19 protein-coding genes and 1 pseudogene are annotated in these 26,637 nt (G+C 69.5%); 9 read left to right on the forward strand and 11 right to left on the reverse strand.

Translation table 11 applies throughout. The annotated features are described in order from the left end of the window. Window positions 1-73 precede the first annotated feature (73 nt). Window positions 74-826, forward strand: coding sequence for an SDR family NAD(P)-dependent oxidoreductase (locus MRBLMI12_RS01555; RefSeq protein WP_363353314.1), 753 nt, complete (start codon window positions 74-76; stop codon window positions 824-826). Window positions 827-891: 65 nt separating this feature from the next. On the opposite strand, the pseudogene ppsA reads toward MRBLMI12_RS01555, so the two are convergent. Beyond that, window positions 892-3,276, reverse strand: a pseudogene (ppsA, locus tag MRBLMI12_RS01560) (phosphoenolpyruvate synthase). Between the two features lie 229 nt (window positions 3,277-3,505). On the opposite strand from ppsA, the gene MRBLMI12_RS01565 reads away from it, so the two are divergent. Together MRBLMI12_RS01565 and MRBLMI12_RS01570 are read left to right on the forward strand one after the other, a co-directional pair. Further along, the gene (locus tag MRBLMI12_RS01565; RefSeq protein ID WP_363353316.1) at window positions 3,506-4,030 is read left to right on the forward strand and encodes a flavodoxin family protein; all 525 of its coding nucleotides are present in this window, start codon (window positions 3,506-3,508) and stop codon (window positions 4,028-4,030) included. 79 nt (window positions 4,031-4,109) lie between these two features. Further along, on the forward strand, window positions 4,110-5,135 hold the full coding sequence (locus MRBLMI12_RS01570; protein ID WP_363353318.1) for a CPBP family intramembrane glutamic endopeptidase: 1,026 nt from the start codon (window positions 4,110-4,112) through the stop codon (window positions 5,133-5,135). A 511-nt stretch (window positions 5,136-5,646) separates the two neighbouring features. Here the strand turns inward: MRBLMI12_RS01570 and MRBLMI12_RS01575 are convergent. Then, window positions 5,647-6,570: a LysR family transcriptional regulator gene (locus MRBLMI12_RS01575; RefSeq protein WP_363353320.1), complete on the reverse strand. Its 924-nt coding sequence runs from the start codon at window positions 6,568-6,570 to the stop codon at window positions 5,647-5,649. Between the two features lie 77 nt (window positions 6,571-6,647). On the opposite strand from MRBLMI12_RS01575, the gene MRBLMI12_RS01580 reads away from it, so the two are divergent. Both MRBLMI12_RS01580 and MRBLMI12_RS01585 read left to right on the forward strand, forming a co-directional pair. Further along, entirely contained in the window at window positions 6,648-8,381 is a 1,734-nt protein-coding gene (locus tag MRBLMI12_RS01580) for an L-aspartate oxidase (RefSeq protein WP_363353322.1), read from the forward strand. Between the two features lie 139 nt (window positions 8,382-8,520). After that, on the forward strand, window positions 8,521-8,874 hold the full coding sequence (locus tag MRBLMI12_RS01585) for a hypothetical protein (protein WP_363353324.1): 354 nt from the start codon (window positions 8,521-8,523) through the stop codon (window positions 8,872-8,874). Between the two features lie 84 nt (window positions 8,875-8,958). Here MRBLMI12_RS01585 and MRBLMI12_RS01590 read toward each other — a convergent pair whose 3' ends face one another. The 4 genes from MRBLMI12_RS01590 to MRBLMI12_RS01605 form a co-directional block, all read right to left on the reverse strand. After that, window positions 8,959-9,387 (reverse strand): VOC family protein, encoded by a 429-nt coding sequence (locus tag MRBLMI12_RS01590; protein WP_363353326.1) that lies wholly within the window; start codon window positions 9,385-9,387, stop codon window positions 8,959-8,961. 67 nt (window positions 9,388-9,454) lie between these two features. Beyond that, the gene (locus tag MRBLMI12_RS01595) at window positions 9,455-13,135 is read right to left on the reverse strand and encodes an error-prone DNA polymerase (RefSeq protein WP_363353328.1); all 3,681 of its coding nucleotides are present in this window, start codon (window positions 13,133-13,135) and stop codon (window positions 9,455-9,457) included. A gap of 664 nt (window positions 13,136-13,799) precedes the next feature. Further along, window positions 13,800-15,956 carry a DNA polymerase Y family protein gene (locus MRBLMI12_RS01600; RefSeq protein WP_363353330.1) on the reverse strand — a complete coding sequence of 719 codons (2,157 nt, stop codon included), beginning with the start codon at window positions 15,954-15,956 and terminating at the stop codon, window positions 13,800-13,802. Then, window positions 15,838-16,680 carry a hypothetical protein gene (locus MRBLMI12_RS01605; protein ID WP_404907145.1) on the reverse strand — a complete coding sequence of 281 codons (843 nt, stop codon included), beginning with the start codon at window positions 16,678-16,680 and terminating at the stop codon, window positions 15,838-15,840. The genes MRBLMI12_RS01600 and MRBLMI12_RS01605 overlap by 119 nt, the downstream gene beginning before the upstream one ends. Window positions 16,681-16,806: 126 nt before the next feature. On the opposite strand from MRBLMI12_RS01605, the gene ppk2 reads away from it, so the two are divergent. Further along, window positions 16,807-17,613, forward strand: coding sequence for a polyphosphate kinase 2 (ppk2, locus tag MRBLMI12_RS01610; protein ID WP_363353332.1), 807 nt, complete (start codon window positions 16,807-16,809; stop codon window positions 17,611-17,613). A gap of 51 nt (window positions 17,614-17,664) precedes the next feature. On the opposite strand, the gene MRBLMI12_RS01615 is transcribed toward ppk2, so the two are convergent. The 3 genes from MRBLMI12_RS01615 to MRBLMI12_RS01625 all read right to left on the reverse strand — a co-directional run bounded on the left by MRBLMI12_RS01615 (window position 17,665) and on the right by MRBLMI12_RS01625 (window position 20,483). Then, complete coding sequence (locus MRBLMI12_RS01615; protein ID WP_331910360.1) at window positions 17,665-18,162, reverse strand: HNH endonuclease; 498 nt, start codon at window positions 18,160-18,162, stop codon at window positions 17,665-17,667. 359 nt (window positions 18,163-18,521) lie between these two features. Beyond that, the gene (locus MRBLMI12_RS01620) at window positions 18,522-19,328 is read right to left on the reverse strand and encodes a M23 family metallopeptidase (protein WP_363353334.1); all 807 of its coding nucleotides are present in this window, start codon (window positions 19,326-19,328) and stop codon (window positions 18,522-18,524) included. A 453-nt stretch (window positions 19,329-19,781) separates the two neighbouring features. Next, on the reverse strand, window positions 19,782-20,483 hold the full coding sequence (locus MRBLMI12_RS01625) for a metal-dependent transcriptional regulator (RefSeq protein ID WP_308869867.1): 702 nt from the start codon (window positions 20,481-20,483) through the stop codon (window positions 19,782-19,784). A gap of 140 nt (window positions 20,484-20,623) precedes the next feature. On the opposite strand from MRBLMI12_RS01625, the gene MRBLMI12_RS01630 reads away from it, so the two are divergent. Then, complete coding sequence (locus tag MRBLMI12_RS01630; protein ID WP_363353336.1) at window positions 20,624-20,986, forward strand: DUF5655 domain-containing protein; 363 nt, start codon at window positions 20,624-20,626, stop codon at window positions 20,984-20,986. Between the two features lie 459 nt (window positions 20,987-21,445). Here MRBLMI12_RS01630 and MRBLMI12_RS01635 read toward each other — a convergent pair whose 3' ends face one another. Further along, window positions 21,446-22,279, reverse strand: a complete 834-nt coding sequence (locus tag MRBLMI12_RS01635) for an endonuclease domain-containing protein (RefSeq protein WP_363353338.1) — start codon at window positions 22,277-22,279, stop codon at window positions 21,446-21,448. A gap of 685 nt (window positions 22,280-22,964) precedes the next feature. Between MRBLMI12_RS01635 and serC the strand changes: the two genes are divergently transcribed. Then, window positions 22,965-24,080 carry a phosphoserine transaminase gene (serC, locus tag MRBLMI12_RS01640; protein ID WP_363353340.1) on the forward strand — a complete coding sequence of 372 codons (1,116 nt, stop codon included), beginning with the start codon at window positions 22,965-22,967 and terminating at the stop codon, window positions 24,078-24,080. Here serC and MRBLMI12_RS01645 read toward each other — a convergent pair. Beyond that, window positions 24,056-24,733 carry a TetR/AcrR family transcriptional regulator gene (locus MRBLMI12_RS01645; RefSeq protein ID WP_363353342.1) on the reverse strand — a complete coding sequence of 226 codons (678 nt, stop codon included), beginning with the start codon at window positions 24,731-24,733 and terminating at the stop codon, window positions 24,056-24,058. The genes serC and MRBLMI12_RS01645 overlap by 25 nt on opposite strands. Window positions 24,734-24,935: 202 nt before the next feature. On the opposite strand from MRBLMI12_RS01645, the gene MRBLMI12_RS01650 reads away from it, so the two are divergent. Then, window positions 24,936-26,588, forward strand: coding sequence for an ABC transporter substrate-binding protein (locus tag MRBLMI12_RS01650; RefSeq protein ID WP_363353344.1), 1,653 nt, complete (start codon window positions 24,936-24,938; stop codon window positions 26,586-26,588). Window positions 26,589-26,637: the final 49 nt, after the last annotated feature.

The following is a 26,637-nucleotide window of genomic DNA, read 5'->3' on the forward strand; positions in this document are numbered from 1 at the left end:
CCACGCAGGACCAAAGCCCCGCGAATGGTCCTGCGGACGCGGTCGACTGTGGGGACAGGGAGAGGACGACATCATGTCTCATGTGGCGAACCGTTTCACCGGATGCACCATCATCGTCACGGGCGGAGGGGCGGGCATCGGCAGGGCCACGGTCGAGCGACTCGTCGCAGAGGGTGGTCGAGTCGTCGCGGTCGACGTGTCGGCGGACCGCCTGACCGCCCTGACCGACGAGGTCCAGGGCGACGTCACGACCGTCGCCGCCGACATCACCGATCCGGCGTCGACCGCTCGAATCCTGGATGCCGCCGGACCGAGGATCGACGGGCTTGCGAACGTCGCGGGGATCATGGACGGCTTCGAACCGACCGCCGAGATCGCCGACGCGACATGGGATCGTGTGCTGGCCGTGAATCTGACGGCCATGATGCGGCTGACGCGCGCCGTGCTCCCTCCGATGCTCGTGCGGGGCATGGGAAGCATCGTCAACGTCGGCTCCGAGGCGGGTCAGCGCGGCTCCGCCGCCGGCACGCCGTACACGACGTCGAAGCACGCCGTGAACGGATTCACCAAGAGCACCGCTTTCTTCTACACGCCGAAGGGCATCCGCTGCAACGCCGTCGCGCCCGGACCCGTCGCAACCAGCATCGAGGCGCCGTTCCACTCCGAGTGGGCCGGGGAGCGTCTCGGACCGCTGTTCCAGACCAATATCCCGCGCGTCGCTCGTCCCGAGGAGCTCGCCGCCGCCATCACCTGGCTGCTGAGCGACGACGCGTCGAATGTGTCGGGCGCCATCCTCTCGGTCGACGGCGGCTGGGCCTCGATCTGACCAGCCGCCTCCGGGCGATCACGACCACGACCACGAGTGCGGCCGTGGTCGTGGTCGGCTGCGTGTCAGACCTTGACCGCGGACAGTTCCGCCAGCCGCAGCCATGTCGCGACGATGGCGTCGGCGTTGAGCGACATCGAATCGATGCCGCGTGCCAGCAGCCACTCGGCCAGGTCGGGGTGGTCCGAGGGACCTTGGCCGCAGATCCCGATGTACTTGCCACGCCGAGTGCACGCTTCGATGGCGCGTTCGAGCAGATCGAGCACCGCCGGGTCGCGCTCGTCGAAGGACGCGGCGACCAGGGCGGAGTCGCGGTCGACGCCGAGGGTCAGCTGGGTCAGGTCGTTGGAGCCGATGGAGAACCCGTCGAAGTGATCGAGGAAGGCATCCGCCAGCAGCGCGTTGGAAGGGATCTCGCACATCATCACGACCTCGAGCCCGTTCTCGCCACGGCGAAGGCCGTTCTCCGCGAGGAGGGCGACGGTCGCCGCAGCCTCGTCGACGGTGCGGACGAACGGGATCATGATCTTGAGATTCGTGAGCCCCATCCGATCGCGGACGTGGCGCAGCGCCTCGCATTCCATGTCGAAACAGGCCCGGAAACTCGGGGTGGTGTAGCGGGATGCCCCGCGCCATCCGAGCATCGGATTCTCTTCGTGGGGTTCGAAGAGGTCACCACCGAGAAGACCGGCGTACTCGTTGGTCTTGAAGTCGCTCATCCGGACGATGACAGGCTTGGGCGCGAACGCGGCGGCGATGGTCGAGACGCCCTCCGCCACCCTCTGGACGAAGAAGTCACGGGGTGAGGGGTAGGCAGCCGTCCGCTGCGCGACCTCGCTCTTCAGCGGCTCCGCCAGCGAATCGAACTCGGCGAGCGCGCGCGGGTGGATGCCGATCGCGCGGTTGATGATGAACTCCAGCCGCGCGAGGCCGACGCCGCGGTTGGGCAGCTGCGCGAGAGTGAACGCCTGGTCGGGCACGCCGACGTTCAGCATGAGGTCCACCGCGAGCTCTGGGATCCGATCCAGCGGAGTCTCCTCGATGGCGTAATCGAGGATGCCTCGGTACACGAGCCCGTCGTCGCCCTCCGAACAGGCCACGGTCACGCCGGTCCCGTCGGTCAGCGTCTCGGTTCCCGTCCCCGTTCCCACGACGGCGGGGATCCCCAGCTCGCGCGCGACGATGGCGGCGTGACAGGTCCGGCCGCCGCTGTCGGTGACGATCGCCGAAGCCATCCTCATGATCGGCTCCCAGTCGGGGTCGGTGCGGTCGGCCACCAGCACGTCGCCGGTCTGGAAGAGATGCATCAGGCTGAGGTCGTGCATCACCCGCACCGGGCCGTGGCCGATCTTCTCACCGACGGCGCGACCGGATGCGAGCACATCGCCACGCGCTCGGAGCACGTACCGGCGCAGCACACTGCTGTCTCTCCGCGTGACGACGGTCTCAGGCCGGGCCTGAACGATGTACAGCGAGCTGTCCACGCCATCGAGCGCCCATTCGATATCCATCGGGTGGCCATAGTGGGATTCGATGGCGAGGGCGCCGCGCGCCAGCTCCTCGACCTGCTCGTCCGTGAGGCTGAATCGCGAACGGTCGCCGGCGGCGACGTCGGTGAGGACCGTGCTATCGCCGACTCGCGTGCCCGCCGCATATCGGAGCGCGACCGCCTTGGTCCCCAGCTCACGGCGGAGGATCGACGGCCGCGCCGCGCGGAGAGCCGGCTTGTACACGTAGAACTCGTCGGGATTCACGGCCCCCTGCACCACGGTCTCGCCCAGACCGTAGGCGCCCGTGATGAAGACGACATCGTCGAAGCCGGACTCGGTGTCGATCGTGAACATCACGCCCGAAGCGCCGACATCGGATCGAACCATGAGCTGCACGCCGGCGGAGATCGCGATGTCGTCCTCATCGAATCCCCGTTGCGCCCGCTAGACCAGCGCACGGTCGGTGTAGAGGGAGGCGAAGACGCCTCGAATGGCCTCGAGCACGTTCTCGATGCCGTCGATGTTGAGGAACGTCTCCTGCTGTCCTGCGAAGGAGGCGTCGGGCAGGTCTTCCGCCGTCGCAGAGGATCGCACCGCCCAGGTGACCTGGTCGGGATGGGCCTGCTCGGCGACGAGCGTCGCGTACGCCGCGCGGATGTCGTCGTTCAGGCCGGCCGGGAACGGCTGACCCTCGATCCAGGTGCGGATGCGCGCCGCCACCACCGCGAGTTCACGGACGTCGCTGGTATCCAGGTCCGCCAGCTGGGCGCGGATCCGTGCCGAGAGATCGCCGTGCGCGAGGAAGGCGCGGTACGCGTCAGCAGTGGTCGCGAAGCCCCCTGGGACACGGACGCCCGCGCTGTGGATACGCGAGACCATCTCGCCGAGCGATGCGTTCTTGCCGCCGACTCGTGGCAGGTCCGACATCGTGATGTCTCGGAACCAGAGCAGATTGGACATGTCGTGCGTCTCCTATGACTAGAGCCGTGAGCCGAGCGCGGGAGGAGGCGGCCAGAAGCCAAACCTGACCGCGGCGCGATCACAGCGTGTGCGCTCCTGTGGCCATGCTCTTCACGCGCCCACGGGAGCGCAGGGTCGAAGGTCCCGCCGCGGACGGCGGGACGTTCGGCCCAGTCATCGCCGAGCCGATCCCGGAGTCTGGGTGCATCAACGACGGAAGGAGCGGACGGTGAACGCACTGATCGTGTACGAGTCGATGTTCGGGAACACGCGCAAGCTCGCGGAGGCGATGGCAGGGGCGCTGGAGACGACGGGGGCCGAGGTCACCGTCTCACCCGCCTGCGAGGCACCGGCCGACCTGAGCGACTACACGCTGGTCATCGTCGGAGCGCCCACCCACGCGCACAGCCTCCCCCGGCCGAAGTCTCGTGCCGAGGCCGTGGAGTGGGCGGTCGATCCGACGAAGAAGCTGAGCCTCGAGGAAACGGCCCGCTCAACGGGAGTGCGCGAGTGGCTCGAAGGGATCATGCTCGTCGGCAACCCCCGATTCGCCGTGTTCTCGACGCGAGCCGACATACCTCGGATCTTCTCGGGGGATGCGACCGCGGCGATCACGAAGGGGCTCCGCCGCCGTCTCGCCGACGCCGACGCCCACGCCGACTTCCTCGTAGGTCTGGACAACCGGCTCCTCGAGGGCGAGGAGAGTCGGGCGAGCGAGTGGGCCGGCGGACTGGTCGCCGTCCCCAGCGCATAGCGCGGCGCCATCATGAGCACCCTGCGTGCACTCGGCATCCTGCGTCCCCCTGCCCTCCCCACGCGGTGAGGGACGCCGGATGAGCGCGTACGGCACGATCGAGCGCGGTGCGGCCGCGCGAACGGTCGCATTCGTGACCATCGCGTTCGGGATCTCGTGGAGCCTGTGGTTCCTGCATCCGGTCGTCGCTCACGACCAGACCCTCGCACTCACTCTGGACCAGCTCGCGACCTTCGGGCCGGCGGTCGCGGCATTGCTGGTGGCCGGCCACCGGGTCGCCGCCGGCGGCACGGATGCTCAGCCCCCGCGACTGCGCGTCATCGTCGCGGCGCTCGCAACCTTGACAATCACTGTTCTGCTCCTCTCCCCGCGATGGGCGGATGTGTCATCCCCGATGGCGGCCGCGCTGCTGGTCGTGCTGATCACGATTCCCGCAGCGCTCGTCTGGATCGCGGGAAGCCGCAACCCTGGCTTCGCGAAGCTGCTGTCCAGCATCCTGTCGCCGCGTTCGCCGTGGTGGACATACCTCGTCGCCGTCCTGCTGTTCCCCGTGGCGAGCGCGCTGGGCAGTGGCCTGGTCACCCTGCTCGGCGCGGACGTCGGCTCGCAGCCGCTGGTGCTCGCGGAGGGGTCGTGGACCGGCATCCTGATCGTCTTCGGCGTCACTCTGCTCTTCGGCGGGCCGCTCGGCGAGGAGATCGGATGGCGCGGATGGCTGCTTCCGACGTTGCAGGCGCGCCTGAGCCCGCTCCTCGCCAGCCTGATCGTGGGTGTCGTCTGGGGACTCTGGCACCTCCCGCTGCACCTGCGAGGCGTGTACGACGCCGGCATGGGCACGGGTCCGGCAGGCTTCGCCCTCCGCGTCGCCAGCAGCTGCCTGCTCGCGGTGATCTTCACCTGGCTGTACAACCGGTCGCGCGGCGGCCTGCTCGTCGTGATCCTGCTGCACACCTCGGTGAACAACACCTCGGGATACTGGCTGCCGGTGAATATCGGTCTCACGGCGGTGCTGCTCGTCATCGCCACCCTCATGGTGGTCACCGACCGGATGTACGTCCGTCCCCCGCAGGCGTCGCAACGCCGCAGCACTTGGATCCCGGCATGACCGGGCACGAGCCTCACCGCCCTCACGACGGGCGAAGGCCTGCGGCGGAGGCTGCGAGGCGGCGGGGCCGGACTCGCGCAGCGCAGACGCGATCGCCCTGCGCGCGCTGACGTCGACTCACCCACGGCGGGCCCGAGCGTGCGGCCCGCGAGGTTCGACCGGCCAGGATCGCGTTGTGGGATCGGGCGGATGGCGGCTCGGAGGATCGGGACCTTCGACCCTGTTCGCCGGCGGGATCCGGGAGTGGAATGGGATCGACGGAACGAGGTTGGACAGGTCGACAGACGACAAGCACGGTGTGGAGCGGGGTCAGAGGTGGACGCCATGCGCGACCTCCCCCGTTCTCTCCGAGGGCGTCGAGGGCTTCGGTGTCCTGGACGCGGCGCTATGCGCACCTCGACGACCTGTGCGGCATCCGGGGGGATGCCGCACAGGTCGCAACTCCGGCATGAACGCGCGGCTGAGGCGACCCGGCTGTACTGGCGGCCGCTGAGGACGCGGGCCGATCGCGTCACGCCAGGCGGGTGGTCGCCTCTGGCCGCGCTGCGAGGGCGGCGGCGGTGCGGACGATCGTCTGCTGCATGACATCGACGGCCGGCGTGGGGGCGATGTCGGTGACACGCGCGATGCTGATCGTGCGCGTCAGCGTCGGCTCCGCGAGACGCACCGCCCGCAGCCCCTTGCGCTCGATCATCACCATCGCCGGGACGATCGCGACGCCGATCCCGCGCTCCACGAACCGGAGCACGGCATCCATCTCCGCGCCCTCGATGACCGCGCGGGGCGACAGTCCCGCCGCCTCGAAGGCGGCATCGGTGGTGCTGCGGAGATCGTACGTCGAGCTGAAAGCGACCTGCGGCAGATCGGCGACCTCACGGAGCGTGATGCTGTCGCGCGCGGTCAGCGGCGGTGCGTCGCCGGACGAGATGACGACGAGCTCCTCGAGCAGAAGGGGGGTCACGGTGAATCTCTCGGTGGATGCACCACCCGACGTCGTGACCAGCGCGAGGTCCAGCTCGCCGCCGGCGAGAGCGTCGAGCAGCCCGCGCGAACCCCGTTCGGTGATGTGCAGCTCGATCGCGGGGTGCGCGGCGTGGAACGCCCCCAGCACCTCGGCGACCAGGCTGATGCAGAGCGTCGGCGTGGCGCCGAGGCGCACGCGCCCGCGCCGCAGCCCGGCCAGCGCATTGAGCTCCCGGCGGACGGATTCCGCGTCGGCGAGCATGCGGCGCGCCAACGGGAGGAGCGACTCACCGGCCGAGGTGAGCGTGCTGCCCGCACGCGCACGGTGGAACAGCTCCGCGCCGAGATCCTGCTCGAGCGTGCCGATCTGACGGCTGAGGGACGGCTGAGCGAGGTGCAGCTGCTCGGCGGCCCGCGTGAAGTTGCCGAGCTCTGCCACGGTGACGAAGGCGCGGAGCTGTTCGAGATTCACGTTTCATAGCGTAGTGCTATGGATGCGAGCAGAAAGATGCATTGGAGTAATCGTCTCGATGTTCTTACCGTGGAGGGGTGAGCACTTCAGAGCGCCAGCTTTCCACCACCGTCCTCGTCATCGGCACCGGGGGCTCCGGACTCCGCGCTGCCATCGAACTCGCCGAGGCAGGCGTCGACGTCATCACCCTCGGCAAGCGTCCCAAATCGGACGCCCACACCTCGCTGGCCGCCGGTGGCATCAACGCCGCCCTCGGCACCATGGATGCCGACGACAGCTGGCAGCAGCATGCGGCCGACACCCTGAAGGAGAGCTATCTGCTCGCCAACCCCCACACCGTCGAGGTCGTCACCTCGGGCGCCGCCCGCGGCATCGAAGACCTCGAGCGGTACGGCATGCCGTTCGCCCGCGAGGACGACGGACGCATCTCGCAGCGATTCTTCGGCGCGCACACGTACCGTCGCACCGCCTTCGCGGGCGACTACACCGGCCTCGAGATCCAGCGCACACTGATCAACCGCGCGGCACAGCTGCAGGTGCCCATCCTCGACACCGTGTACGTCACGCGCATCCTCGTCAACGACGACGGCGCGGTCTTCGGCGCATACGGCTTCGACCTCGAGGACGGCACGCGCTACCTCATCCACGCGGATGCCGTGATCCTCGCGGCGGGGGGACACAACCGGATCTGGCGGCGCACCTCCTCGCGACGCGACGAGAACACCGGCGACTCGTTCCGTCTCGCCATCGAAGCCGGCGGCCGCCTGCGCGACCCGGAGCTCGTCCAGTTCCACCCGAGCGGCATCATCGAACCCGAGAACGCGGCGGGCACCCTCATCTCGGAGGCTGCACGCGGCGAGGGCGGCATCCTGCGCAACGGCCTCGGCGAGCGCTTCATGCACCGCTACGACCCGGAGCGGCTCGAGCTCTCCACACGCGACCGTGTCGCACTGGCCTGCTACACCGAGATCAAGGCGGGGCGCGGCACCCCGAACGGCGGCGTGTGGCTGGATGTCTCGCACCTGCCGCGCGAGACGATCATGACCCGTCTGCCTCGCGTGTACCAGACGATGCTCGAGCTGCAGATGCTCGACATCACCCAGGAGCCGATCGAGATCGCGCCCACCGCCCACTACTCGATGGGCGGCGTCTGGGTGCGGTCCTCGGATCACTCCACCGACGTCCCCGGTCTCTACGCCATCGGCGAGGCCTCCTCGGGCCTGCACGGCGCGAACCGCCTGGGCGGCAACTCGCTCATCGAGCTTCTCGTGTTCGGGCGCATCGTCGGGCAGGCCGCCGCGGACTACTCCGCGTCGCTGCCGGCACAGCGTCGTTCCGCGTCCGCGGTCGCCGCGGCTCGCTCGGAGATCTCCGACCTGCTCGCCGCGTCGGGGACCGAGAACGTGCGCGCGCTGCAGCGTGCCATCCGCGACACGATGACCGAGCACGCCGGGGTCGTGCGTGACGAGCAGGGCCTTCAGACCGGTCTCGCGGAGCTCGACGCCATCGAGGCACGCATGGCCGACATCGGCGTGCACCCCGACATCGCGGGCTACCACGACCTCGCCCACGCGTTCGACCTGAAGTCGGCGGCTCTCGCCGCACGCGCGACCCTCGAAGCGGCGCTCGAACGCCGGGAGACCCGCGGCTGCCACAACCGCAGTGACTACCCCGACATCGACCCGGAGCTGCAGGTCAACCTCGTCTGGTCGCCGACGACCGGTGTCGTCCGCGAGCCGATTCCCCCGATCCCGGCCGAGATCGCGGCGCTCATGCGCGAGGTGTCGGTCGCCGGGAAGCTCGTCGAGTAGCGCCGTACGGCGGCCACCGCGGCACGCCTCCACTCTTCACACCCGCAGGGTCAGGGGAACTCTCGGTCAGCTGTAGCCCGTTCGCCGACATGCTGCAACCCCCAGAGGCGTCTGGGGGGCATGCGAGTAGAAAGGCAGAGTGAAGAGAGTGACGTACGCGGGAAGCGAATTCGTGACCGGGGATGACATCGCGTCGGCACTGCTCAGCTGCGGTCGGGCGCTGGCGGAGGCCGGCGAGGCCGAGGCCGTGACAGTTCCGTCATGGGAGGAGGGCGGCACGATCACCGGAGTGATGATACTCATCGGCCCGGCGAGCCAGATCGTCGTCCAAGACGCCCATGTCGACGCGGATGAACTCGTCGACGCCACCGCCATAGCGCGGCTGAGCGCGATCGAGCGCCGTCTGAGGCCGGTTGCGGCCTTCGACGTCGACGGCCGGACTGACGGCTGGGACGGCGACAACCGCAGTCAGGCCTGGGACGGCGAGATCTGACGGCTTGAGCATCCCGCTCCCGCAGCGAGCGGGATGCCGACGCGTGCGAAGGCACGGACGTTGTGGTGCGCCGTCGACCACACGCTACTGCAGACAGAATTCGTTGCCCTCGGGGTCCCTCATCTGGAAGTAGGTCTCGGGCCACGGACCCCAGGTCTGGTCGACAAGGCGCACGACCTCGGCCCCCAGGGCGACGAGTCGATCCTTCTCGGCGTCGAGCTCTTCGCGCGTCGGATGCCGGCCGGGTGTGGCACTGATGTCGAGATGCAGCCGGTTGCGCCCGCGTTTCGCGTCGTCGGCGTGGTGGAAGAACAGCCTCGGTCCCACACCTTCGGGATCCTCGGCCAAGCCGCGCTTGGCGAGGTCCGTCTCCGTCAGTCCGGCGGCGAGCAGCTCGTCCTTCAGCGGGTCGTCCCAGGTTGCCTCGGGATAGCCGAACACGGCGGCCCAGAAGCGGGCGAGCGCCGGAGGATCGTCGGCGTAGAACGTGATGTTCCCGAGTTTGCCGGCCATGACGACCTCTCTCCCGCGGCGTCGGCGCCGCGACATCCGTCACGCTATCCCTCCCCCCTGACACGCCTCAGCGGAAGTCCCTCGCGCGGTGCTGCACGCCCACGCGGAGGTCTTCGAACCGGTCGGCGATGAGGTTCGTCACCCCCTCGGCCGAACGCTCCAGAATGCCGCGGGCGATGAGCGCCGGCGAATCGCGCACGACCCGGCGATACCTGTTCCAGACCCCGAGCGAGCACACGACGTTCACGAGGCCATGCTCGTCCTCGAGGTTGAGGAAGGTGATTCCGGATGCCGTGGCCGGCCGCTGCCGGTGGGTCACGAGTCCGGCGACCTCGACGCGGCGACCGACCTCGTGGCTGCGCAGTTCGCGAGACGTCAGGACGCCGCGACCGTCGAGCCCGGAGCGGTAGTGCGTCAGCGGGTGGTCGTCGGTCGAGATGCCGGTGGCCCAGAGATCGGCGGCCAGCCGCTCGTAGCTGGTGGGATCGGTGAACAGCGGCGGCTGCACCGCGATGAGGGAGTCCGGCAGGAACTCGGGGCGATCCTGCGCTGCGGATCCGGCCAGCCAGATCGCCTCGCGTCGGCTGAGGCCGAGGCACTCGAACGCCCCCGCGGTGGCGAGCGCCTCGACCTGCGTCGCCGTGATGCTGGTGCGCCGCACCAGGTCGCGCTGGTCGCGGAACTGGCCACCGGCCTCGCGTGCCGCGACGATGCGCTGCGCGACGGTCGCGCCGATCCCCTTGACCCCGGCGAGGCCGAGTCGCACCGCGTACCCGCCGTCGCGCCGATGCGCCGCCGACTCGTCGGGTGCGTCGAGGTCGAAGAGCCCGACCGGCGGCTGGTCGCGTTCGAGGCAGGAGTCCAGGCCGGTGGGCTCCGCTCGTTGAGCGGAGGGCGCTCTAGCGCCCGCAGACGAAACGCCTCGGACATCCGCAGACCTCGGGTCGGTGGATTCCGGTCGTTGAGCGAAGGGCGCTCTGGCGCCCGCAGACGAAACGCCCTGGACACCCGCAGACCTCGGGTCGAGGTCGTCCGCGTGCTCGCTGCGTTTCGTCTCGCTCGTTCCTCGCTCGCTCAACGACCGGGGGGAGGATGGCGCTCCTTGGCTCGACGACCGGGAGGAGGATGGCGCTCCATCGCTCAACGACCGGGAGGCGGGCTCCACGCCCTCGAGCACGGCCTCGGCGCCCGACAGGTGCAGGTCGGGGCGACGCACCTCGACCCCGTGGTGGCGTGCGTCGCCCACGAGGGTCGCCGGCGAGTAGAAGCCCATCGGCTGCGCCCGCAGCAGCCCGGCGAGGAACGCCGCCGGGTAGTGCAGCTTGATCCACGAGCTGGCGTACACGAGCAGCGCGAACGACAGCGAGTGCGACTCGGCGAATCCGAAGTTCGCGAACGCCTGGATCTTGGCGTAGATCGCGTCGGCCTCCTCCCCCACGAGTCCGTTCTCGGCCATGCCCGCGTACAGCTTCTCTTTCAGCGAATCGATGCGCTCCACTCCGCGCTTCGATCCCATAGCCCGTCGCAGCAGGTCGGCGTCCTCGCCGGTGAGCCCGCCGACGGCCATGCCCATCTGCATGAGCTGCTCCTGGAACACCGGGATGCCGAGCGTGCGCTCGAGCACCGGCACGAGCTTGGGGTGGGCGTAGATCACCTTCTCCTGCCCGAGCTTGCGCTTGACGAACGGGTGCACGGCCCCGCCCTGGATGGGCCCGGGGCGGATGAGCGCGATCTCGATGACGAGGTCGTAGAACCGCCGCGGCTGCAGGCGCGGGAGGAGGCCCATCTGCGCACGCGACTCGACCTGGAAGACGCCGATCGAGTCGGCGCGGCACAGCATGTCGTAGACCGCCTTCTCCTCCTTCGGGATCGTCGACAGCTCCCAGTCCTCCCCCGTCGAGGCGCGGATCATGTCGAAGCAGTACTGCAGGGCCGCCAGCATCCCGAGCCCCAGCAGGTCGAACTTCACGAGGCCCATCCAGGCGGCGTCGTCCTTGTCCCACTGGATCACCGTGCGGTTCTCCATGCGGGCGTGCTCGATCGGCACGACCTCGCCCACCGGCCGGTCGGTGAGCACCATGCCGCCGGAGTGGATGCCGAGATGCCGCGGCGCCTTGAGGAGCTCGGACGCGAACTCGAGCACCTGATCAGGGATGTCGTGGCCGGCGCCCGTCTCCAGGAGCGCCCCCCACCCTTCGATCTGCTTCGACCAGGCGTCCTGCTGCCCCGGCGAATGCCCCAGCGCCTTGGCCATGTCGCGCACGGCGTTCTTGGGCCGGTACTGGATGACGTTCGCGACCTGCGCGGCGCGGTCGCGCCCGTACTCCTGGTAGACCCACTGGATGATCTCTTCCCGACGATCGGAGTCGAAGTCGACGTCGATGTCGGGCTCCTCCTCGCGCAGGCTCGACAGGAACCGCTCGAAGGGCAGGTCGTAGCCGATCGCGTCGACCGCCGTGATGTCGAGCAGATAGCAGATCGCACTATTGGCCGCCGACCCCCGCCCTTGACACAGGATGCCGCGGCGCCGCGCCTCCTGGACGATGCCGTGCACGATCAGGAAGTAACCGGGGAAGTCCTTCAGCTCGATGACACCGAGCTCCTTCTCGATGCGCGCCCGGTTCTCCTCGGTCAGGTGGGGGTACTTGCGCGGCACGGCATCCCACACGAGCTTGCGCAGCCACGACATCGGCGTGTGCCCCTCGGGCACCTTCTGCTTCGGCAGCGCGGGCTTGGCCTTGCGCAGCGGAAAGGCGAGCTCGTCGGCGAGCGTCACGGTGCGGGCGACGGCATCCGGGAACCTCACGAACCGCTCCGCCATCTCGGCGCCCGACCGCAGGTGCGCCCCGGCGTGGGCCGGAAGCCAGCCGTCGAGCTCGTCGAGTCCGCGGTTGGCACGCACCGCCGCGACGGCCGCGGCGAGCAGCTGCCGCTTCGGGACGGCGTAGTGCACGTTGTTCGTCGCCAGCAGCGGCAGCCCGCGCTCGCGCGCGAGCCCCGCGAGCACGTCATTGTCGCGGGAGTCGAGCGGGTTGCCGTGGTCGATGAGCTCGACGTGGACGGCGTCGCGCCCGAACAGCGTCACGAGGCGGTCGAGCTCGTGAGCCGCGGCATCCGCCCCCGCCTTCCCCGGCGCGGATGCCAGCGCGCGGCGCACGGCGCCCTTGCGACAGCCGGTGAGCACCGCCCACTCCCCCGCCGCCTGCGCGGCGAGCTCGTCGAGGCCGTAGACCGGACGCCCCTTCTCGGCCCCCTGCAGCTGCGCGTGCGTGATCGCGCCGGCCAGCCGGTGGTAGCCCTCCTCGCCGCGGGCGAGCACGAGCAGATGCGCGCCGGCCGGGTCGGGCTCACCGTTCTGCGGCTTCGGCAGCTCGAGCGACAGCTCGGCGCCGAACACGGTCTTCAGCTGCAGCGCCTCGGCGGCCTCGGCGAACCGGACGATGCCGTAGAAGCCGTCGTGGTCGGTGATCGCGAGGGCGTGCAGTCCCAGGCGCTCGGCCTCTTCGGCGAGCTCCTCCGGAGAGGAGGCGCCATCGAGGAACGAGTACGACGAGTGCGCGTGCAGCTCGGCGTACGGGATGGCGTCCGCCGGACGCTCGATCTCGGGTGCGACATACGGCCCGCGCTTATGCGACCACGCCGGGCTGTCACCGCCGTCCGCACCGACCGGCGGTGCCTCGGGCCTGCGACGGCCGCTCAGCACGCGCTCCATCTCGGACCACGGAACGCCCGGGTTGTTGAAGCCCATCAGCCCTCACCCCGATCCCGGTCGTTGAGCGAGGGAGCGCCCGCGACCGAGACGAAACGCCTCGAACCTCACTGCTACGCCCGGCCCGGAGCGTTTCGTCTCTGCGTTTCGACTCGCAAGCTCGCTCAACGACCGGGACAACGATCTCGGTCGTTGAGCGAGGGAGCGCCAGCGACCGAGACGAAACGCCGCGAGCCTCACTGCGACGCCCGGCCCGGGACGTTTGGTCTCTGCGTTTCGACTCGCAAGCTCGCTCAACGACCGGGACAACGATCTCGGTCGTTGAGCGAGGGAGCGCCAGCGACCGAGACGAAACGCCTCGAGCCTCACTGCGACGCCCGGCCCGGAGCGTTTCGTCTCTGCGTTTCGACTCGCAAGCTCGCTCAACGACCGGGACAACGATCTCGGTCGTTGAGCGAGGGAGCGCCAGCGACCGAGACGAAACGCCTCGAGCCTCACTGCGACGCCCGGCCCGGAGCCTTTCGTCTCTGCGTTTCGACTCGCAAGCTCGCTCAACGACCGGGACAACGATCTCGGTCGTTGAGCGAGGGAGCGCCAGCGACCGAGACGAAACGCCTCGAGCCTCACTGCGACGCCCGGCCCGGAGCCTTTCGTCTCTGCGTTTCGACTCGCAAGCTCGCTCAACGACCGGGAGCCAAGCTCCCTAGTCATAGGTGGCCTCCGCGGTCCACGCGTCGCCGTCGCACACCAGCAGCCACGCCGATCCGTCGGCGTCGACGACCTGGAACCGGTACGCACGCCGCGAGCGCGCGGCATCCCATCCCCGCTCGACCACGGGCCACGGCCCCGCCCAGGCCTCGATCGCCCGCCGGCGCCCGCTCTCGATGAAGAACGCGGGGACGGCTGCGACGTTGCCCCGCTCGTCGACATCGACCAGCTCGCCCCCGAGCGCGCGCACGTCGACCGGCACCGGATCGGCGAACACCGTCGTCGGCAGCGGATCGGGCAGGCTCCCCGGCCATGGTCGCGCACGCTGCGCCGCGAGGCCGCCGGCGCCTGTCGCCTGCCGGTCGCGCTCGTCGCGGTCGCCCCAGGGCACGAGCACCTGGCGCTCCGCCAGCCATCGCCCGCCGCCGATCGCGGGGGTCAGCACACCCCGGTGCCCGAGCATCGCCTGCACGCGCGACAGCGCATGGTGCACCCGCTCCTCGGGGCCGCCCCCGAACAGCGCGGGGGCGTGATGGGATGCCGCGTCCACAGTCTCGGGCGAGATCCGCACCAGGGCGACCCCGCTGCGCAGCCCGCGCCCCGCGGCGTCCCCGGTGCCGACGTCTTCGGCGAGCTGCCACCGCACGCGGTCGACGACCGCGGCGGCATCGAACGAGCCGGGATGCAGCCACACCCGCTCGCTGCGCTCCCCGCGGTCGCCGACGAGTTCGACCCGCAGCTCGGTGCACACGAGGTCCACCGCGCCCAGACCTGCGATGAAGTCGTCGGCGGTGACGCGCATGGCGAACGCCACCTGATCGGCGATCTCGAGCGGCGGCTCGAACGCGACCTCGCGCTGCAGCTCGGGCGGCGGCGTGCGCGGCTGCACCGGCCGCGAGTCGTGCCCCGCGGCGAGGGCGTGCAGCCGGACGCCCCGCTCGCCGAACCGCTCGCGCACGCGGTCGGGCTCCATCGCGGCGAACCCGCCGAGCGTCTGCACGCCCAGCCGCGCGAGGAGTCCCACGAGGTCCGCTGCATCCTTCGTCCCGGCTGCGCCCGCACCGATCATCGCCGACGCGTCGAGCACGGCGACCGACAGCGGCGCGAGGAACCCCGCCGCCCCACCGGCGGGCACGACGAAGACCGGGTCGTCGGCGCTCGTGCCGCCGCGCGCCGCCTGCTCCGCGGTGAACGGGCCGTCGGCGATCCCCGCCCGGACTCCGTCGAGGCCGGCATCGCGCAGCGCGCCGATCAGCATGCGGGCGGCCTCGGTCTCGCCGCCGTAGTACCGCGCCGGGCCGCGGGCGCGCAGTGCGCACAGCCCCGGCCGCACCAGCTGGACGCCGGGCGCCCGCTCCTCGATCAGCGACACGATGGGCGCGAACGCGCGGTGATCGCGCGCGGCATCCGCGTCCACCAGCGTCAGCCCCGGGCATCGCGCCTGCGCGTCGCGCCGTCGCTGCCCCCGGCGCACCCCCTCGGCACGCGCGGACGCCGAGCATGCGACGACGAGATTGCGCTCAACGACGGCGATCGGATGCCGCGACCTGTGCTCCGCACCCGACGGCGACCCGCCAGACGCGGCCGCTCCAGAACCGGCCGCACCCGACGGCGACCCACCAGACGCGGCCGCTCCAGAACCGGCCGCACCCGACGGCGACCCACCAGACGCGGCCGCTCCAGAACCGGCCGCGCCCGGCAGCGCCGCGCCAGACACTGCCCGCCCAGACGACGCCGCGCCAGACGACGCCGCGCCAGGCAGCGCCGCGCCAGACAGCGCCCCGCCCGACGGCGGCCTGCCGGACCGAGCGCCCCGCCTTGTACCTGCCCGCGCCTCCGGACCCGCGCCCGGCCGATCCCCCGTGTCGCGCTGCTCCGCGACCTCGTCCGACTCGGAGCCCGGACGCTTCCCGGACGCGGCCGACTGCGTGCCCGGCCGCTGCGCGGCCGCACCCGCCTCCCGCTCGAGAGCCGTGACCGGCCAGTCGGGAAACCACAGCACGAGGCTCCGAACGGGCGTTCCCGGCGTCATGTCACCCCACCGCCCTGACCCGATGACCGAGCGAGACCTCGTACGCCGAGGCGGCGGCCGGATGCAGCGACTCGACAGGACGCATCCGCTCGGGCGCGGCGGAGACGTGGCCCGCCGCATCCGGGAGCATCACGCGAGCTCGCCGGGATCGCGGCCAGCGGCGGCTCGAGGAGGTGAGCGTCACCTCGCGACCCGAGAGATAGCCGTACCCGCGGCCGACGCCCTCCCATGCCGGCTCACCCACCTCGATCACGGCCTCTGCCTGCGGCCACGGCCCCTGCACGAGCAGCACCGCACCGCGATCGCGCAGCCGCGCCGCCAAGCGGGAGATCTCGCCGTCGGCGGCGCGCCCGGACGGACGCACCGCGACCACCGGCAGCACCTCGGCGACGGTCGAGGTCACCGCGAGCCAGCGCGCCCCCGGATCGGGGATGAGCACGAGCCGCGACAGATCGACCCCCAGCCCCTCGGCCGCCTCGGCGCCGAGCCGCGGCATCCCGACCACACCGCACCAGGACCCGGACTGCGACGGCTGGGCGAGCAGCGCCAGCAGCACCGACGTCGACCGCGGGAGGGAGTAGGCCGATCCGGGACGCAGGCCGCCCCCGGGAAGCAGCGAGGCGAGGGCGGGATGCACCGGCAGCACCGGCGCGTCGAGCCGGCGTCCCTGCACCCGCTCGAGCTGAGCGCGCAGCTGTGCGACGGTGTTGGTCGATCCTTGGCCCATGCCCGCGTCTGCCGAAGCCGTTCTCCCCGCGCGGAGGGCGGCAGGTTCGGGGGCCGTCGGCTCATGCCCGACGGTCTCGTGCACGTGCTGTGCCGTGAGCTGCACGATCGCCCCCATTCCCACATTCTAGAACAGATGTTCTAGTCATTCAACCGCTGGGAACGAGCGTACCTTCCACTTCCGACAGTTATGTTCGATTCCACCACCCGTTCCACCGCGAATGCAGCGTGTAGCCTCAGGGCCATGAGCGAACCGAGGATCCCACGGAAGGCCTACGAACAAGAGCTCCGTCGCCTGCAGGCTCGACTGGTCGACATGCAGGCATGGGTGCAATCCAGCGGAGCGCGCATCGTGGTGATCTTCGAGGGGCGCGATGCCGCCGGCAAGGGATCCACGATCAAACGCGTATCGGAGTATCTCAACCCGCGCGTCACCCGCATCGTCGCTCTGCCGACGCCGACCGAACGCGAGCGAACCCAGTGGTACTTCCAGCGCTATGTGCCTCACCTGCCGGCCGCTGGCGAGATCGTGCTGATGGATCGCTCCTGGTACAACCGCGCCGGCGTGGAACACGTCATGGGCTACTGCACGAACGCCGAGTACCACCGCTTCCTCCACCAGGCGCCCATCTTCGAGCGCATGCTCGTCGAAGACGGCATCCTTCTCCTCAAGTACTGGTTCAGCGTGTCGGCCGCCGAACAGCTGCGACGGTTCCGCTCTCGCGCCGACGACCCGACACGACGGTGGAAACTCAGCCCCAACGACGTGCTGTCGATCACGAAATGGGAGGACTACTCCCGCGCGAAAGACAGCATGTTCGTGCACACCGACATCCCGGAGGCGCCCTGGCACGAAGTGCCATCGGTGGACAAGCGCCGCAGCCGGATCAACATGATGTCGCATCTGCTCTCGCGCATACCGTACGAGGTCGTCGAGCGCGACGAGGTCATCATCCCGCCGCAGGCCCCCTCGCACGGATACGAACGACCGCCGCGCAATATCGAGAACTACGTTCCCGACGTCGCGTCCACACTCCTCGACGAGAGTTGACCCGCCGGGGCATCCAGCGGCGCGCTCTTGCCCGCGCGCTCCGCCCTAGGATCACGCCGCCAGTGCGAGATACGGCTCCCACCGCGGATCGGTCCGCTCGGTGCCCCGCACGGTCCACTGCCCTCCACGCGGCGGGCGCGGGAGGAAGCGCAGCTCCCAGTTCATCTCCTGCGGTGTGCGATCGCCCTTGACGTTGTTGCAGCGCAGGCAGCATGCGACGAGGTTCTCCCACGAGTCCGCTCCGCCGCGCGAGCGCGGAAGCACGTGGTCGATCGTCGACGCCGCCTTGCCGCAGTAGCCGCAGCGGTGGTTGTCACGCCGCAGCACGCCGCGCCGCGTCACCGGCACATGGCGACCTCCTGGTACCCGCACATAGCGGGTCAGGATGATCACGGCGGGGCGCTCGTACGAGCGTCTGGTGCCCCACACCGGATCTGTCTCGGTGTGTTCCACGACGGTGGCCTTCTCGTTCATCACGAGCACGAGCGCCCGTTTGAACGACACGACCGCGAGCGGTTCGTAGCCCGCATTCAGCACCAGAGTGCGCATTGATCATCCTCTCGAATGGCCGGGACGGCTTCTCGGTTATTCGACATGCGACGATCAAGGGCGCAGGGGCATGAAAAAAGGCGCTGTCTTATAGACAGCGCCTTGGCGCCACGGCAATGCCGCGGCATCCACTCGTGCAATGCCGAAGGACGAGGCGTCCAAGCGCATCCATGGTTCGGATGCGTGGTGTGCAGCCCATCGGCTCCCTCCGCTCTCTCAGCGTCGGGATTCAGGCTAACGCACCCAGCGGACACCGGGGCGGTGAAGCCGGTGAACGATGGCGGGCGTGTCGAACAACGAATGCCCACTCCCCTGAAGGGCAGTGGGCATTCGCGGTGATGCGACCGCAGGGATCAGCGTCAGCCGGCGTTGGCCTGCAGCCACGCCCAGGGATCGACGACCGAGCCGTTGATGTGGACCTCGAAGTGCAGGTGGTTCGCCGTGGAGCTTCCGGTGCTGCCGACGAGGCCGATCAGCTGGCCCGCTTCGACGGTCTGGCCGACCGAGACCTGACGGCTGCCGTACGTCATGTGCCCGTAGAGGGTGTTCACCTGCTGACCGCCGATGACGTGGTCGATCGAGATTCCGACGCCGTAGCCGCCGTAGCTCTCCTGCGACACCTTGACGACGCCGGCAGCAGCCGCATAGATCGGGGTGCCCTGGGGCGCGAGCAGGTCGACGCCCTGGTGGTAGCCCGAGTCCCAAAGGCCGCGACCCTTGGTGAAGTTGAGGATCGGCCAGCGCACTTCGCCGGTTCCGGGCGAGGTGAGGGCGATGTTGATCGGAACGGACGAGCGCGATGAGGTCGACGCGAGCTTCGCGACCTGGCGGGCGCGTTCGGCCGCAGCCTCTTCGGCCTTCTTCTTGTCGATCTCTTCGGCGGTGGTGGCCGCGTAGCTCTCGCGCGACAGCTCGCTCGCGTTCGCATCGGATGCCGCGACGAACGTCTGCGCGTCATCGACCGCCATCTGCTGAAGGGTGACGGCCTCTTCAGGGCCGGCTCCGGCAGTCGCGGCGAACGCGGGGATGGCCACCGTCGCGACGAGTCCGCCCACCATCGTCAGCACGACAAGGCTGCGCAGCGGCTTGGCCACGCGGCCCTTGGTCGACGGTGCGGACGATGAGGTCGCGCGCGCGGTCGTCGGCTTGGACTTCGCGGGTGGCACGGCTCGGGAGCGTCGCACGGGGGTCTTCCGGTTGCGCTCACGACGGTTGGGGTCCGTCGCCGCATGCTCGGGCACGATCGCGTGCGAATCTATCTCTTCAGCCAAACTTGGTCCTCCGGCGCCTCTGCGCCGAGGCGCCTGGCTCGTCAGCACTCGATGTCGGGGCACGATGTGCGGGCTGCACCGCGTGGACGACGAGCCGGTGAGGCAATCCATGCGGGGTCCGGTCGGCGGGCTTCTCGCCTGGTGGACTTCTTGAGGCTACCCGAAGGTCACGTTTATGTCACGCTCCACGCCTGGCAATCTCCGCACAGTGCGTTTACGGATGCCGCGGGCCAGGAAGCGCCGTCATTCCGCAAGGGGCTCGGCCCGGCATCCGTTTTCCGTCAGCAGGGTGCTCGGTCCGGCATCCGCTTTCCCTCAGCGAGGCGCTCGGCCCGGCATCCGCTTTCCTCAGCGGGTCTCGTCGACGAGGAAGATGTGCGACGCGATCTCGACCGGAAGCTCGAGGCCCTCGTCGTTGCCCTGCATCTGCACGAGCACGTAGCCCTCGTTGTAACGGTAGTCGCCCACGGCGCCCGGCACGACGCCGGCACCCTTGAGCTGCTGCAGCAGCTCGGGGTCGACCTGCGCGGGCTCGGCGAGGCGGCGCACCGTGCCGGTGATCGGCTCGCCGGCGTCATTCAGCCGGCGCACCAGGCCCACAACACCCTGCTCGAAGCCGTTCGTCGGCACATCGCCGAGCTGGTCGAGCCCGGGGATGGGGTTGCCGTACGGCGACTCGGTGGGGTGGCCGAGCAGCTCGACGAGCCGGCGCTCCACCTGCTCGCTCATGACGTGCTCCCAGCGGCAGGCCTCTTCGTGCACGTAGGCCCAGTCCAGCCCGATGACATCGGACAGCAGGCGCTCGGCGAGCCGATGCTTGCGCATGACGTCGACGGCCTTCTGCCGGCCGGCAGCGGTGAGCTCAAGGGAACGGTCCTCAGAGACGACGACGAGCCCGTCGCGCTCCATACGGCCGATGGTCTGCGACACCGTGGGGCCCGAGTGCCCGAGGCGCTCCGAGATTCGTGCCCGCAACGGCACGATGTTCTCCTCTTCGAGCTCGAGGATCGTGCGCAGGTACATCTCAGTGGTGTCGATCAGATCGGTCATCGCGGTGTCCTCAGTGTTGTCAAGGGGCTGAGGACAGCCTATCCTCTGCCCCCGACGCTCAGGCCGGCCCCCGGGGAGTCCTCCGCCGAGCTCGAGCTGCCAGCGCTGGAGAACCGGGACCGTCGGAATAGTGTTGCGCCATGACTCAGCCGATGCCCGGGGAAGAGTTCTTCGCCCCCGACGAGAAGGCGGTCTCGATCTACCGCGCGCTCGCCCGGCCGCTCGTCGGACTCGAAGGCGTCGAGGTCGTGGTGTCGAAGAGTCAGGTGGCATTCCGAGCCCGTCGAGGGTTCGCCTACGCGTGGGCACCCGGACGTTACGTGAAGAGTGACGTGCCAGTAGTCGTGTCCATCGCGCTTGGGGAGGAACTGCGCTCGCCTCGATTCAAGGAGGTCTCTCATCCGTCGTCGACGTGGATGCACCATCTGGAACTGCGCATGGTGAAGGATGTCGATCGCGAGCTGATCACCTGGATCGAGCGCGCCTATGAAGAGGCTCGCTAGCGTTCTTGCGCATCTCCACTGATCGACACCCGCACCGCGGCGGGCCTGTTGGGCGATGCGTGAGCGCGCCGCCGCGGCCGGACGCACTCGTCGCGGCATCCAGTCCCCGTCCGGTCCCCACGCCCTTCCACAGGTCAACCGCCCTTCCACAGGTCAACCGCCCTTCCACAGGTCAACCGCCCTTCCACAGGTCAACCGCCCTTCCACAGGTCAACCGCGCTTCCACAGGAGGTTCAGACGTCCGTTCTCCTGTAGAGGCGCGGTTGACCTGTTGACGGAAGCACGCACACGCCCCCGTTCGCTGCCATCGGGTCAATCCAGACGCGAAGCAGGTGCAGCGTCCCACTTGATCCCGCGAAACAGGTCGATCACGCTTCTACAGGGAACTCGCGCACCCGCCTCGTGTAAAGGCGCGGTTGACCTGCCTGCGGCGGATGACGGAGCTCGGTCGTGCGTGCCTCACACCGCCCGATGAAGCCCCTGCGCGACCGCACGCATGATGAGGTCCTGCACCTCATGCCAGCGTTCGATCACCTGCACGTAGGTCACTCGGATCACGTGATAGCCGAGCAGCATCAGCGCAGCGTCGTGCGCGACATCCTCGGCTCGCTGCAGACCGACGTGATGCCCGCCGTCGATCTGCACGACGAGGCGGTCACCGATCAGGAAGTCGACGTGGTGCCCCTGGATCCAGATCTGGCAGCGAACCGGATGCCGCAGCCATCTGAGACGCACGGCGAAGAGCGTCTCCAGCCCCGAGTCCGAGAACGGGCCCGCCGCATTGAGCACCCGGCGCGCCGCGGGTCGCAGGCTCACGCGCGCGAGTTCGCCCTTCGCCACCAGCCCGTTGTTGAGCGCGGACTCCCACACTGCCAGTGCCCGCTCGTATGGCTGACAGCTCGCCACGATGACGAGCGTGTTCAGGATGCTGTCCTCCAGCGCACCCGGGACGCGTGGCTCGGCGGGAACCGACCAGTGCACCGTGGCCTTGCCGTCAGGCAGGTTCAGCCGCGACGCGGTGGGAGGAGCGCCGACGTGCGCCCCGAACTCCCCCAGCACCCAGAGACCGAGCCGTTTCGCGCGGGTGACACACGTCAGCACGACACCTGCTCGGGCCGCCGCGAGGAGATACGGGTCGGCATCCCCCACTGCCACCCATCCGCGCCGAGGACTCGTGAGCCGTCCGTCAGCCAGCGCCGCGGCGATCGCGTACCGGCTCGTCCCTGCGTCCACGAGCGCGGTCGTGCGGACGACCCCGCCGCGGTCTTTCACTTCGTCCCGGAGATCTGCCATCCCCGCAGAGTCTCGGATCCTCAAGGGCTCGACCGTCGGCCACGGCTGTTTTCGGGACAACTCGGCCCGACAGCATCCGTTCGCTCCTCTGTGGAGGCGGCGGCGAACAGGTCCACCGCGCTTCCACAGGAGGTCGGCGGCGCAGTTCTCCTGTCGCGGGCCGGTTGGCCTGTTGCACGCAGGTGCCGGGCCCTCGGAGGTCGCGCCGCGCCAGCTGCCGCCGGTTCACACGTGAGTGGCGACAACGCCACCCCGTTCGACAGGTCAACCGCGCGTCCACAGGACATCTGCGGCCCCGGTTCTCCTGGAGAAGGCCGGTTGACCTGTGGGACGACGGGTGCCGACAACACCCGCGACGAGACGCCGGCACCCGGGACGACGGATGCCGGAACCCGGGACGACGGATGCCGACACGCTCGACGACGGATGCCGACACCCGCGACGAGATACCGGCACCGCTCCGCAACCCGCCCCCTCGCCCGCGACTGGCGACACCTCCCGCTCGCCGTTCAACAGGTCAACCGCGCTTCCGCAGGAGATCCGCGCCCCCGATTCTCCTGTGGAGGGCCGGTTGACCTGTTGAAGACGCGGCGGAGGCCCGGCGGGCGCGGCGCGATCGCGAGCCGCAGCGTCACAGGCTGTCACGGGGACGGGGCGCCGGCGCGCGGCTCTCTAGAATCGACGCATGGCCCACGTCCTCCTGCCCCGCGAGATCCTCCCCACCGATGGACGCTTCGGGTGCGGCCCGTCGAAGATCGCGCCCGCCCACATCGAGGCGCTCGCAGGACCCGGAGCGGCGCTGCTGGGAACGTCGCACCGTCAGGCGCCCGTCAAGGACCTGGTGGGCCAGGTGCGCGCCGAGCTGAGCCAGCTGTTCCGTCTGCCGCACGGCTACGAGGTCATCCTCGGCAATGGCGGCTCGACCGCATTCTGGGATGCCGCGGCCTTCGGCCTGATCGAGAAGCGCAGCCAGAACCTCGTGTTCGGCGAGTTCGGCGGGAAGTTCGCCGCCGCGGCGAAGACGCCGTGGCTCGATGCTCCCGACGTCCGCAAGGCCGAGCCGGGCACCCGCACCGTCGCTGAGGCGGTCGAGGGCGTCGACGTCTACGCCTGGCCGCACAATGAGACCTCTACCGGCGTCTCGACCCCGGTCACACGCGTGCACGGCGACGAGGGCGCCCTCACCGTCATCGACGCGACCAGCGCGGCGGGCGGCATCGACTTCTCGGTGCACGAGGCCGACGTGTACTACTTCGCTCCGCAGAAGAACCTCGGCTCCGACGGCGGCCTGTGGTTCGCGCTCGTGTCGCCGGCGGCGATCGAGCGCATCGAGCGCATCGCGGCGTCGGACCGCTACATCCCCGAGTTCCTCAGCCTCAAGAACGCTCTCGACAACTCGCGCCTCAACCAGACCCTCAACACCCCGGCGCTCGCGACGCTGTTCCTCCTCGACAAGCAGCTCGACTGGATCCTCTCGTCGGGCGGCCTGCAGTGGGCGGATGCCCGCACGCGCGAGTCGTCGCAGGCGCTGTACGACTGGGCCGAGGCATCCGCCTTCGCGACGCCGTTCGTCGCCGATGCGGCCGACCGCTCCCCCGTCGTCGTGACCATCGACTTCGACGAGTCGGTGGATGCCGCGGCCGTGGCCAAGAGCCTCCGAGCGAACGGCATCGTCGACACCGAGCCCTACCGCAAGCTCGGTCGCAACCAGCTGCGCGTCGCGACGTTCGTGTCGATCGAGCCCGACGACGTGCGTCAGCTCATCCGCTGCATCGACTACACGGTCGAGCGACTGGGCTGATCCGCGTCCTCGCCGGCGGCGTCGGCGAGCGGTGACGGTGACGGCGACAGCACCGCGGAGACGATCGCCTCGATGGCGAACTCCGAGGCGTGCGCCAGGTCGACGGCGTCGGGGTCGAGCAGCCACTGCACCTGGAGCCCGTCCATGACGGCCAGGATGCTCGTCGACGCGAAGCCGACGGTGTCGGGCGCTGTGATGCCGCGCTCGGCGCACACGACCGCGAACGCGTGCGCGACCTCGGCCCGCAGCGTCCGGTAGCGCTTCTCGAAGAAGTCGCGACCGGGGTGGTCGTCGGTCACCGACTCGGCCGAGAGCACGACGTAGGCCTGCACGATGCCGGCCCGGTGCGCATTGACGAATGCCGTGCGCACGAGGTGGCGGAAGAGCGCCAGGCCGTCAGGGATGTGCTGTTCATCGAGGTCTGCGACATCGGTCTCGTCCCGGTGCTGCAGCACTTCGAGGAGCAGTTCGTGCTTCGAGCCGAAGTGGTGGAGGATGCCGGCGTGGGTCATGCCGACCTGGTCGGCGATCTCCTGGAGCGTGCCTCCGGTGAAACCCTTGCTGCCGAAGATCTCGACGGCGGCATCGAGGATGTCGCGTCGCTTGGCGAGTGTCTCGGGCCGCGAGCGCGGCTGCCGACGCTGTCCTGCCATCGGTCGGCACCCCCTTCTTCAGCCGGTGTCCCGAGTGCGACTTCGCCGGCGCCTGTGAGTCTACGCACGGCCTTCCCATGCGCTGCGGACAACCCTAGTTGCAAAAGTTACTTACTTGATTGTAAGTTGATCCGGCAATCACCCTGACGCCGTCGTCACTTGCGGGAGACACGACGTCGTGCTCACACATCAAGGAGAAGCAATGAGGCTCAGAACAACGTTCGCCGCCGTCGGTGTCGCCGCGGCGCTGGTGCTCACCGGCTGCGCCGGTGGGGGTGGCAACGACGCCGACTCCGCCGGAGCGGCGCTCACGATCGCCAAGCCCGACGGCGCGATCACCACCGAGTCGAACAACCCGTACCTGGGCGACTCGTCCGCCTCGAAGTACGCCTACGGCAAGGTCATCTTCGAATCCCTCGCACTCGTCAACCCGACAGGCGACCTCGGCACCACACCGTGGCTGGCCGAGTCCGTGACGTGGAACGACGACTACACCCAGCTCACCGCGGTCGCCCGCAGCGGCGTGACCTGGAGCGACGGCGAGGAGTTCACCGCCGACGACATCGCGTTCTCCTTCAACCAGGTGCTCGACGGCAAGCTCAACGACACCAACGCACTCGACATCAAGAGTGTGAGCGTCGACGGCGATACCGTCACGATCGACTTCAACAGCTCGAAGTACACCCAGCAGGCCCGCGTGCTGCACTTCCAGATCGTGCCCGAGCACATCTGGAGCGAGATCGGGGACCCGAACACCGACCCTCTCACCGGAGAGGGCCAGGTCGTGGGCACCGGACCGTACGTGCTCGACTCGTGGACGACCGAGTCCGTCACCCTCACCGCGAACCCGGACTACTGGGGTGGCGAGCTGGCCGTGCCCGAGCTGCACTACGTCTCCTACGGCGACAACGCGGCCCTTACGACCGCGCTCGCCACCGGCGAGGCGGACTGGGCGCAGGCGTTCATCCCCCAGATCGAAGACAGCTACCTGTCGGCCGATCCCGACAACAAGTTCCTCGCGTCGCCTACCGCGGGCGCCGGAACGCTGTTCATGAACCTGCAGACCAAGCCGTTCAACGACCCGGCACTCCGTCAGGCGCTCGCCTGGACGATCGACCGTCAAGCCTACGTCGACATCGCGCGCGAAGGCGCGAGCGAGGTGGTCTGGAGCGTCACCGGTCTCGGCACGCTGCTGGATGACGAGGTCCTTCCCGAGTACGCCGGACAGAACTACTCGGTCGACGTCGACAAGGCCCGCGCGATCCTCACCGACGCCGGCTACACCTGGGACGGCGACGCGCTCATCGACCCGGACGGCGAGCCGGTCTCGTTCTCCATCTCGGTCCCCGCGGGCTGGAGCGACTGGAACACCGAGCAGGCGCTCATCGCCGAGGAGCTCAAGGAAGGCCTCGGCATCGACGTCAAGGTCGACCAGCCCGACTGGGGCGGCTGGGATGCCGCCCGCCAGGAGGGCACGTTCCAGGCGATCATCCACTGGCTGGAGGACACCGGCAACGCGTACGGCCTGTACACCTCCACGATGGACCCGAAGTGGATCGTCGACGGCAAGGCTGCGTTCAACTTCGGCCGCTTCGACGACCCCGCGGTGACCGACGCGCTGAACACCTACGCGAACGCTGCGTCGGACGCCGATCGTGAAGCCGCTCTCGCGGTGATGCAGACGGCGTTCGTCGAGAACGTGCCGGCGATCCCGCTCGGCGCGCACCCGCTCCTGGGCGAGTTCAACACGCGCAACTACGTCGGATGGCCGTCGGAGGACGACCAGTACGCCTCGGCCGACCCGACGCAGCCCGCGATCGTGCAGATCCTCACGCAGCTGCAGCCCGCCGAATGACACACCGCAGGCGGGGCGGATGCGCAGCATCCGTCCCGCCTGCACGTCA

The sequence above is a fragment of the Microbacterium sp. LMI12-1-1.1 genome, assembly GCF_040676455.1.
GTDB lineage: Bacteria > Actinomycetota > Actinomycetes > Actinomycetales > Microbacteriaceae > Microbacterium.

Excerpts from the sequence above, each read along its gene's own strand:
- MRBLMI12_RS01630 (WP_363353336.1), top strand. The coding sequence starts at position 20,624 with ATGACTCAGCCGATGCCCGGGGAAGAGTTCTTCGCCCCCGACGAGAAG.
- MRBLMI12_RS01605 (WP_404907145.1), bottom strand. The coding sequence starts at position 16,680 with ATGGGGGCGATCGTGCAGCTCACGGCACAGCACGTGCACGAGACCGTC.
- ppk2 (WP_363353332.1), top strand. The coding sequence starts at position 16,807 with ATGAGCGAACCGAGGATCCCACGGAAGGCCTACGAACAAGAGCTCCGT.
- MRBLMI12_RS01595 (WP_363353328.1), bottom strand. The coding sequence starts at position 13,135 with ATGGGCTTCAACAACCCGGGCGTTCCGTGGTCCGAGATGGAGCGCGTG.
- MRBLMI12_RS01615 (WP_331910360.1), bottom strand. The coding sequence starts at position 18,162 with ATGCGCACTCTGGTGCTGAATGCGGGCTACGAACCGCTCGCGGTCGTG.
- MRBLMI12_RS01555 (WP_363353314.1), top strand. The coding sequence starts at position 74 with ATGTCTCATGTGGCGAACCGTTTCACCGGATGCACCATCATCGTCACG.
- MRBLMI12_RS01600 (WP_363353330.1), bottom strand. The coding sequence starts at position 15,956 with ATGCGGCGGGCCACGTCTCCGCCGCGCCCGAGCGGATGCGTCCTGTCG.
- MRBLMI12_RS01650 (WP_363353344.1), top strand. The coding sequence starts at position 24,936 with ATGAGGCTCAGAACAACGTTCGCCGCCGTCGGTGTCGCCGCGGCGCTG.
- MRBLMI12_RS01570 (WP_363353318.1), top strand. The coding sequence starts at position 4,110 with ATGAGCGCGTACGGCACGATCGAGCGCGGTGCGGCCGCGCGAACGGTC.
- MRBLMI12_RS01590 (WP_363353326.1), bottom strand. The coding sequence starts at position 9,387 with ATGGCCGGCAAACTCGGGAACATCACGTTCTACGCCGACGATCCTCCG.
- MRBLMI12_RS01625 (WP_308869867.1), bottom strand. The coding sequence starts at position 20,483 with ATGACCGATCTGATCGACACCACTGAGATGTACCTGCGCACGATCCTC.
- MRBLMI12_RS01635 (WP_363353338.1), bottom strand. The coding sequence starts at position 22,279 with ATGGCAGATCTCCGGGACGAAGTGAAAGACCGCGGCGGGGTCGTCCGC.
- MRBLMI12_RS01645 (WP_363353342.1), bottom strand. The coding sequence starts at position 24,733 with ATGGCAGGACAGCGTCGGCAGCCGCGCTCGCGGCCCGAGACACTCGCC.
- serC (WP_363353340.1), top strand. The coding sequence starts at position 22,965 with ATGGCCCACGTCCTCCTGCCCCGCGAGATCCTCCCCACCGATGGACGC.